This window comes from Streptosporangium sp. NPDC049046 (assembly GCF_040649155.1).
GTDB lineage: Bacteria > Actinomycetota > Actinomycetes > Streptosporangiales > Streptosporangiaceae > Streptosporangium.
Genome location: NZ_JBEZEZ010000074.1, coordinates 1 through 5,903 on the forward strand (window position 1 = coordinate 1; position 5,903 = coordinate 5,903).

Sequence of the window (5,903 nt, forward strand, 5' to 3'; positions counted from 1 at the left end):
ACCCGCTCGACCGGCAGCGCCACCGACGCCATCGCCCCCAACCCCGCCAACCGCTCACCGATCAACCGGCTCCGCAACGCCACCACCCGGGCGCCGTCCTGCAACGACAACCCGCCGGCCACCACCGCCGCCGCGATCTCCCCCTGCGAATGACCCACCACCGCATCCGCACGAACACCCAACGACTCCCACACCGCCGCCAACGACACCATCACCGCGAACGAGGTCGGCTGCACCACATCCACCCGATCCAGTGACGAGGCACCCTCGCTCTGACGCACCACATCCAGCAGCGACCAGTCCACGAACGGCTCCAACGCCGCCGCGCACTCGGCCATCCGAGCCGCGAACACCGCCGACTCCTCCAACAACCGCGCACCCATCCCCACCCACTGCGCCCCCTGACCCGGGAACACCCACACCGACTTCCCATCCACATCCGCCACCCCGGACACCACACCGGGCACCGACTCACCCGAAGCCACCGCACCCAGCCCCGCCAACAACCCCTCACGGCCGGCACCGACCACCACGGCCCGGTGCTCGAACACCGACCGCGACGCCACCAGCGAGAACGCCGTGTCCACCAGGCCCAGCTCGTCGCGCGCGTCCATGAACGACGCCAGACGACCCGCCTGCGCCCGCAGTGCCTCCTCGCTCTTGCCCGACACCACCCACGGCACCACACCCGCGGCCGGAGCCTCATCCTCGTCACGCGACTCCGCCTCAGGAGCCTCCGGTCCCTGCTCAAGGATCAGGTGCGCGTTGGTGCCGCTGATCCCGAACGACGACACACCCGCCCGCCACGGGCGCCCGGCCTCCGGCCACTCCCTGGCCTCGGTCAGCAGTTCCACCGCGCCCGAGGCCCAGTCCACGTGCGACGACGGCTCGTCCACGTGCAACGTCTGAGGCAGCACCCCGTGCCGCATCGCCATGACCATCTTGATCACACCCGCCACACCGGCCGCAGCCTGGGTGTGACCGATGTTCGACTTGATCGACCCCAGCAGAACCGGCCGGTCCTCCGGCCGATCCTGACCATAGGTGGCCAGCAGCGCCTGCGCCTCGATCGGGTCGCCCAGCGTCGTCCCCGTACCGTGCGCCTCCACGACGTCCACCTCGGCGGCGGTCAGCCCGGCGCCGGCAAGTGCCTGACGAATCACCCGCTGCTGCGAGGGACCGTTCGGTGCGGTCAGGCCGTTGGACGCACCGTCCTGGTTGATCGCCGACCCGCGCATCACCGCGAGCACCTCGTGGCCGTTGCGGCGGGCGTCCGACAGCCGCTCCAGCACCAGGACACCCACGCCCTCGGACCAACTCGTACCGTCCGCGGTGTCGGAGAACGCCTTGCACCGCCCATCGGCGGCCAGCCCGCCCTGGGCGCTGAAGTCGATGAACACCCCCGGCGTGGCCATCACCGTCACACCACCGGCCAGTGCCAGCGAGCACTCACCCGAGCGCAGCGCCTGCGCCGCCATGTGCATCGCCACCAGCGACGACGAACACGCCGTGTCCACCGTCACCGCAGGACCCTCCAAGCCCAGCGCGTAGGCGACACGACCGGTGACGATGCTTCCGGAGTTACCGGTACTGACGAAGGTCATCACATCCGGCGGGAACTCGGCGCTCGACCCGTAGTCGTGGTAGATCACCCCGGCGAACACGCCGGTACGGCTGCCGCGCAGCGAGGTCGGGTCGATCCCCGCTCGCTCGATCGCCTCCCAGGACGCCTCCAGCAGCAGCCGCTGCTGCGGGTCCATCGCCAGCGCCTCACGCGGCGAGATCCCGAAGAACCCGGGATCGAAGTCGGTCGCGTCGACGAGGAATCCACCGTCGAAGTCCAGCTCGCCGCGTGCCTGCCAGCCTCGGTCCCGTGGCAGCGGGGAGATGGCGTCCTGCCCCTCGGCGACCAGTCGCCACAGATCCTCCGGAGAGCTCACCCCTCCGGGGTAGCGGCAGGCCATCGAGACGATGACGATCGGGTCATCGGTCACCGAGGTGGCGACCACCGGGAGAATCGCGTCGCCGTGCACGCCGAGCACTTCGCTGAGCAGGTACTCGCCGAGCACGGTGGGAGTGGGGTAGTCGAAGACGAGGGTGGAGGGCAGCCGCAACCCGGTGGCGCCGTTGAGCCGGTTGCGCAGCTCAAGCGCGGTCAGCGAGTCGAAGCCCAGCTCACGGAACTCCCGCCGGACGTCCACCGAATCCAGCGACGGGTGCCCGAGTACGGCGGCGGCCTGAGCCCGGACCAGGTCGATCAGCACCTGGAGCTGCTTGGGGTGGTCCAGGCCGGCCAGCTGCCGCGACAGTGCCTCGCCCGCGCCACCGCCTCCGGCCGCCGACAGCGCGGCGGCCGTACGGCGGGTGCCGCGCACCAGGCCGCGCAGCAGCGGCGGCACCAGCTGAGCGGGCATCGCCGGCAGGTTCAACCGCACCGGGACCACCAGCGGTGAGTCCGAGCCCAGGGCCGCGTCGAACAGGGCGAGCCCCTGTTCGGTGGTCATCGCCGGCATCCCGGCGGCGGCCATCCGCTCCACGCTGGCCTGTGACAGTCCTCCGGTCATCCCGGTGGCCTGCGCCCAGAGTCCCCAGGTGAGCGACAGCCCCGGAAGCCCCTGCGCCTGCCGTTGGACCATCAGCGCGTCCAGCCAGGCGTTCGCCGCCGCGTAGTTGCCCTGACCCGCGTTGCCCATCAGTCCGGCGAGCGAGGAGAACACCACGAATCCGGCCAGGTCCATGTCCCGGGTGAGCTCGTGCAGATGCCAGGCGGCGTCGACCTTCGGCCGCAGCACGGTGTCCACCCGCTCCGGCGTCAACGAGGTGATCGCTCCGTCGTCCACGATTCCGGCCGCGTGGATCACCGCGGTCAGCGGGTGATCGGCATCCACCCCGGCCAGCAGACCGGCCGCCGCGTCCCGGTCGGCCATGTCGCACGCGGCGACCGTGACCTCGACGCCGTGCGCGATCAGCTCGGCCTGCAGCTCCACCGCCCCCGGAGCCTCCAGACCCCGGCGGCTGGTCAGCAGCAGGTGCCGCACCTTGTGCTCGGACACCAGATGCCGGGCCAGCTCCGCACCCAGACCACCCGTACCGCCGGTGATGAGCACCGTGCCCTGCGGGTCCCAGCGCCGGGGCATGGTCAGCACGATCTTGCCGGTGTGCCTGGCCTGGCTCATGAACCGGAAGGCGTCGCGGCTCCGGCGCACGTCCCATGCCGTGACCGGCAGCGGCCGCAGCTCACCGGTCGCGAACAGCTCCATCAGCTCGACCAGGATCTGCCGCAGCCGCTCGGCGCCGGCGTCCAGCATGTCGAACCAGTGGTACTCCAGGCCGGGGAACTGTGCCTGGTCGCGGATGTCGAGCTTGCCCATCTCCACGAACCGGCCACCGGGGCGCAGCAGTCGCGCCGAGGCGTCGATGAGGTCCCCGGTCAGCGAGTTGAGCACCACGTCGATGCCCCGCTCACCGCACACAGCGCGGAAGCGCTCCTCGAACTCCGAAGTCCTGGAGGAGGCGATGTGGTCGTCCGGGATGCCCAGGGAACGCAGTACCTCCCACTTGGCCGGACTCGCGGTGGCGAACACCTCCACGCCAAGGCGCTGCGCCAGCTGGATCGCCGCCATACCCACGCCACCGGTGCCGGCGTGCACGAGCAGCCGCTCGCCCGCCCGCAACCTGGCCAGGTCCATCAGGCCGTAGTAGGCCGTCAGGAACGTCACCAGGATCGTCGCGGCCTGCTCGAACGAGATGCCGTCGGGGATCTTGGACAGGACGTGGGCGCTGGTGACCACTGGGCCGAACGCGCCTTCGGTCAGACAGACCACCCGGTCCCCCGGGCGCAGGTCCTCGACGCCGGGGCCGACCTCAAGCACCACGCCCGCGGCCTCGCCACCCATCTGGCCGACCTTGTCCTGGAACCAGCCGAGTGCGTTCAGCCCGTCCAGCAGGTCACGGAAGTTCACCCCCGCCGCGTGCACCGCGACCCGAACCTGACCGGCCTGCAGCGGCTCGGCCGTCTCCGCGTACGAGATGAGCTCCAGCGCGTCCAGGCTGCCCTTGGCCCGGCTGCCCAACCGCCACGCCGTACCCGACGGAGGCAACAGACCCGCACCCGAGGTCAGCGACGCCAACCTCGGCGCCCAGACCCCACCTCCGCGCACCGCCGCCTGCGGCTCGCCGGAGGTCAGTACTCCGGCCAGCAATCCGCTCAGCGCACCGAGTCGCACCGACTCCTCGTCCACGTCCACCAGCACGAACCGGCCCGGGTTCTCCGACTGCGCGCTGCGCACCAGACCCCACACCGCCGCGGCCGCCAGATCGGTGACCGCCTCACCCTCACCCGCCGCGACCGCGCCCCGCGTGACGAGCACCAGTCGCGACTCGGCGAACCGGTCATCGGCCAGCCACTCCTGCAACAGCCCCAGCACCCCGGCCGTCACCTGATGCGCCGATGCCACCGCGTCCGCGGTCGACGAGGTCTCGACCTCGGCCAGCACCACACCCGGCACCGCGCCCGCCTCGGCCAGCGCCGACAGGTCACGATGAACCGGGACCGACTCCCACGTACCCGCGAGACCCGGTTCGAACGCCGCGAAGCCGACCATCGCCATCGGCGCCGGGTCTGCAGCGGTGACTTCGGAGAGCGCGGTCCACTCCAGCCGGAACAGCCCGTCGCGCTCCGTCGCGTGGTCACCGCCCGCGGCGAGCTGACCGGGGGAGAACGGGCGCAGCACCAGCGAGCGCGCCGACAGCACCGGCTCCCCTGCGGCGTCCACCGCCGTCAGCGTGGCCGAGTCGGCAGCGGTCCGGCTCATCCGAATGCGCAGCATCGCCGCGCCACCGGCGTGCAGGCTCACCTCGCTCCAGGAGAACGGCAGCCGACCGCCCTCGGAATCGTCCAGCCCGGCGAAGGCCACCGCGTGCAGCGCCGCGTCCAGCAGCGCCGGATGCACCCCGAACGAACCCGCGCTCGACTGCGCCTGCTCGGGCAGGACGATCTCGGCGAACACCTCACCGTCGGCGCCCTGCCAGGCCGCCCGCAGCCCCTGGAACACCGGGCCGTACTCGAACCCGCTCGCGGCGAGCCCTTCGTACAGCCCGCCCACCTCGATGGCGGTCGCCCCCTGCGGGGGCCACACAGACGCGTCGAACGGTGCGACCTCGGAAGCCCCGGTCGCGAGCGTGCCGGTCGCGTGCCGCATCCACGGCACGTCGTCCGCGGCCTGCGCCGGCCGCGCGTAGACGCTCACGCTCCGGTGGCCCGTCTCCTGCTCGGCGCCCACCCACACCTGCACCGCGACGGCGTCGCTCTCGCCCAGCACCAGCGGCGCGACCAGGGTGAGCTCCTCGACCACGTCGCAACCGACCTGGTCACCGGCACGGATCGCCAGCTCGAGGAACCCGGTACCCGGGAAGATCACCGTCCCGGCCACCGCGTGATCGGCCAGCCACGGATGCGACGAGAGCGACAACCGCCCGGTCAGCAGCACCCCGTCAGAATCGGCCAGGCCCACCGCCGCGCCCAGCAGCGGGTGCCCGGCTGTAGCCAGCCCGGCCGCGGCCACGTTGCCCACCGAGGAGCCTGCCCCCTCGGGCCAGTACCGCTGGTGCTCGAAGGGATAGGTCGGCAGGTCGACCCGGCGCCCGCGCGGGAGCACCGTCTGCCAGTTCACCGGCACCCCGTGTACGTGCAGACGGGCCAGCGCCTCGGTAACGGACTCGTGCTCGTTTCTGTCCCTGCGCAGTACCGGCACCAGCACCACGTCCGGATCCGGCTCCACGTCAGAACCGGACGTCGCGGCAGTCGGGTCCGGGTCGGTCGTCAGCGTGTCCTGGGCCATCGCGGTCAGCACCCCGTCGGGGCCGAGCTCCAGATACGCCCGCACACCCTGCGCCTGCAACGT

General features: G+C 71.8%; 1 protein-coding gene. It reads right to left on the minus strand.

Annotated features, from left to right (window positions below; genetic code table 11):
• Positions 1-5,885 (minus strand): SDR family NAD(P)-dependent oxidoreductase (locus tag AB0B96_RS40655; RefSeq protein ID WP_362907635.1); only part of this gene is annotated, 5,885 nt, incomplete at its 3' end.
• Between the last annotated feature and the right edge of the window lie 18 nt (positions 5,886-5,903).